Annotated in this window: 1 rRNA gene; it reads right to left on the minus strand. The window is 57.5% G+C overall.

Annotation, left to right across the window (positions count from 1 at the left end):
* A 23S ribosomal RNA gene (locus tag IEY89_RS40135) occupies positions 1-1,043 on the minus strand; the annotation flags it as partial.

A 1,043-nucleotide genomic window follows, 5' to 3' on the forward strand; every position in this document is an offset into this window, starting at 1 on the left:
GACTACCTTCCTGCGTCACCCCATCACTCACCTACTGCAGGTCTGGTCCGTCGGCTCCACCACTCCCCCTTGCCCGAAGGCTCCGGGGCGGCTTCACGGACTTAGCATCGCCTGGTTCAATGTTTGACGCTTCACAGCGGGTACCGGAATATCAACCGGTTATCCATCGACTACGCCTGTCGGCCTCGCCTTAGGTCCCGACTTACCCTGGGCAGATCAGCTTGACCCAGGAACCCTTAGTCAATCGGCGCACACGTTTCCCACGTGTGTATCGCTACTCATGCCTGCATTCTCACTCGTGAACCGTCCACCACTAGCTTCCGCTGCAGCTTCACCCGGCACACGACGCTCCCCTACCCATCCCAGCCGCCGTTGGGCGTATATGCTGAAATGACACGACTTCGGCGGTACGCTTGAGCCCCGCTACATTGTCGGCGCGGAATCACTAGACCAGTGAGCTATTACGCACTCTTTCAAGGGTGGCTGCTTCTAAGCCAACCTCCTGGTTGTCTGTGCGACTCCACATCCTTTCCCACTTAGCGTACGCTTAGGGGCCTTAGTCGATGCTCTGGGCTGTTTCCCTCTCGACCATGGAGCTTATCCCCCACAGTCTCACTGCCGTGCTCTCACTTACCGGCATTCGGAGTTTGGCTAAGGTCAGTAACCCGGTAGGGCCCATCGCCTATCCAGTGCTCTACCTCCGGCAAGAAACACACGACGCTGCACCTAAATGCATTTCGGGGAGAACCAGCTATCACGGAGTTTGATTGGCCTTTCACCCCTAACCACAGGTCATCCCCCAGGTTTTCAACCCTGGTGGGTTCGGTCCTCCACGAAGTCTTACCTCCGCTTCAACCTGCCCATGGCTAGATCACTCCGCTTCGGGTCTTGAGCGCGCTACTAAAACGCCCTATTCGGACTCGCTTTCGCTACGGCTTCCCCACACGGGTTAACCTCGCAACACACCGCAAACTCGCAGGCTCATTCTTCAAAAGGCACGCAGTCACGACCCGCCAAGTAAACTTGACGAGCGACGCTCCCAC

Source organism: Streptomyces lacrimifluminis, assembly GCF_014646095.1.
Taxonomy (GTDB): Bacteria; Actinomycetota; Actinomycetes; order Streptomycetales; family Streptomycetaceae; genus Streptomyces; species Streptomyces lacrimifluminis.